This is a genomic window from Wenyingzhuangia sp. (assembly GCF_039768515.1).
GTDB lineage: Bacteria > Bacteroidota > Bacteroidia > Flavobacteriales > Flavobacteriaceae > Wenyingzhuangia.
Window position 1 is genome coordinate 1 of sequence record NZ_JBDNAI010000058.1, and the last position, 2,807, is coordinate 2,807.

Consider the following 2,807-nt stretch of genomic DNA (forward strand, 5'->3'; position numbering starts at 1 on the left):
AAATGAAGGAGGAAAAAAAGGTAAGTAGAGGTGTTATTGCTGGTAACTTTGATGTATTACACCCAGGGTATATTAAAATGTTTAAAGAATGTAGCGAAGTTTGTGATGCTTTATGTGTTCTCCTCCATTCTGACCCTTCTATTGAAAGAAGTCACAAACTACCTCCAATTTTATCTATAGAAGAAAGAACTGAACAGTTATTGTCCATTCGATATATAGATGAGATAATGGTCTATTCCTACGAGTCGGAACTGTATGAAATTTTAAAAAAGGAAAAGTTTGCTATTCGTTTTCTGGGAGATGATTATATAAATCAACCCTTTACGGGAGACGATTTAAATAGTCCAATTCATTTTTTGGATCGTTCTCATGGTTGGAGTACAACAAAATTTAAAAAGCTAATTTCAAATTCAATAAAGAAGTAATTCATGCTTGATTCAAATAATTTAGAACTCGGAATAATTGGAAATTGTCATTCCTCGGCGCTAATTTCTAAAACAGGTTCAATACATTGGTGCTGTTTACCTGAATTTGATTCCCCCTCTGTTTTTGCGAAAATTCTGGATGATGCCAATGGAGGGAGTTTTGAAATTGTCTGTGGAGAAAATTACACGATCGAACAGCAATATATTCCTAAAACATGTATACTGGTTACTGTATTTTCTGATGGCGTGAACATTTTTGAGGTTCACGATTTTATGCCAAGGTATTTAAAAAAAGACAATAGTTATCATTCCCCTGCCGAGGTGATTAGATATTTTAAGTTAGTTTCTGGAAAACCTACATTTAAAATTAAATACGACCCTAGGCTAGAGTATTCGAGTTGTAAAACAGAGACGTTAATCAAAGATGATTTTATCGTTAGTATTTCGCAAGAAGCCAATTATGACAGTTTATATCTATACACCGATTTTGATCAATCATCTATTGTTGATGGCTTGGAAATTGATTTAGTATCCGATGGATATTGTTTAATTTGCTACAATGAAAAAATCATTCCTCCTAAGCTGAATGAGGTTTTTTCAATGCTTAACAGAACCAATATCTATTGGATAAATTGGTGTTCTGTTACCCCTTCTTTTTCTGAGTATGAGGATGAAATAATAAGAAGCGCAATGACGCTTAAATTACTCACCTATGAAAAGACCGGCGCAATACTTGCAGCAGCGACAACCTCTATTCCAGAAACGATAGGGGAGGTTAGGAATTGGGATTATCGTTTCTGCTGGATTAGAGATGCTTCTATGGTCATAAGGGTTGTGCATGAACTGGGGCACAAGAATGTCATTAAAAAATATTTAGAGTACATCATCGATTTAATTCCCGATAAAGGGGATAAATTTCAAATTATGTATGGGATTAATGGTGAAAAAGAGCTGAAGGAAAAGCAGCTAGATCATCTTGCGGGCTATAAAAACTCTACACCAGTCCGGGTGGGTAATGCAGCATTTAGTCAAAAGCAAAATGATATTTATGGGGTGCTTATGGATATTATTTACACCGAGATTAAATTATTCACAGACGATAAAGACCTTCATGAACAATTGTGGTCAATCACAAAAAATGTAGCCTGGGTAATCAATGAAAGATGGACTTATCCAGATAAAGGTATTTGGGAATTTAGAGGAGAAGATCAACATTTTACTTTTTCAAAAGTGTTGTGTTGGGTAGCAATGGATAGGGCTATTAAAGTAGCGCAGCTTTTTAATAAAGATAAAAAAACATCAAAATGGACTGTTTTAAGGGATGAAATAAAACAAGACATACTTCAGCATGGATGGAATGACCAAAAAAAATCCTTTACACAATCCTACAATTCAAACGATTTAGATGCCTCTATTTTACTCATGGAGCCCTATGGATTTATTGAAGCAAATGACCCTATGTATATTAGTACTGTTCACGCGATAGAGGAAGAATTGTCTAATGACGGTCTTTTGTATCGATATAAAAATGAAGATGATTTTGGTTTACCAAGCTCGTCATTTACAGTGTGTACATTTTGGTTTATCGACGCTTTAAATAAAATTGGCGAAAGGGGAAAAGCGAAAGAGTTATTTGATAAATTGCTCTCCTACAGCAACCACCTTGGGCTTTTTAGCGAAGACTTGGATTTTAAAACAAAAGAACTCCTCGGGAATTTCCCTCAAGCCTACTCACATTTAGCGCTCATTGAAACGGCAATGAATTTGAATAAATCAAAACCACTTTAAGTGGAGGAGTTGAATTTTTATTACATTCCTGGATAGACAATCTCATCTAAGTTTTTTTCCTAGAGGGATAAATCTAACTTAGGCAGCTTATGTTTTACGTTCTATCTAAGATCAATTAATGCTCTAATTAACGATGCGTGTCTATGACTTTCCCATTAATCTAATGAATTTAAAGCTAAAAAATAAAGCGTTTATTTCTCCAATAAATCGCCTAAATCAACCCTTTCTCGAAGTAAATTCATTTTACGCTTAAGGTAATCCAGCTGGGCAGCAGTCCCCTTTAGCTTAACTATTTCTACAAATGTTTTAAAAAGGGTAGCGATTGCAGTCGAATCTCCTACAAAAGGATCGAGTTGTCCGAGAAAACTACTGATGAAATTTTTCCATACGAAGCTGCTACTGTTGTCATCTTGAAGTATCTGCCCTACTTCCTCTGTGAAAAAGTGGAGGTGATTTGAATGATTGTGTAAGAGATAGGTGCCAGAAACCTTTTCTTGAAGATAGGTATCAAGTTGTTCCTCTAGCCATGCAGTACAATGCTCCTGAGCCATGAATAGATATACGCCTTCGGTTGTGTTAAAAACAAAGAGATGA

The 2,807-nt window shown here is 35.2% G+C and carries 3 protein-coding genes; 2 read left to right on the top strand and 1 reads right to left on the bottom strand.

Annotated elements, in window-relative coordinates; translation table 11 throughout:
• Positions 1 to 425, top strand: a 425-nt coding sequence (locus ABF281_RS03550) for an adenylyltransferase/cytidyltransferase family protein (protein WP_347180325.1), incomplete at its 5' end; no start/stop codon positions are given.
• A 3-nt stretch (positions 426 to 428) separates the two neighbouring features.
• A complete protein-coding gene (locus tag ABF281_RS03555) occupies positions 429 to 2,213 on the top strand; it encodes a glycoside hydrolase family 15 protein (protein ID WP_347180326.1) in 1,785 nt (594 codons plus the stop codon).
• 191 nt (positions 2,214 to 2,404) lie between these two features.
• On the opposite strand, the gene ABF281_RS03560 is transcribed toward ABF281_RS03555, so the two are convergent.
• Positions 2,405 to 2,807: hypothetical protein (locus tag ABF281_RS03560; RefSeq protein ID WP_347180327.1), on the bottom strand; the 403-nt coding region annotated here is incomplete at its 5' end.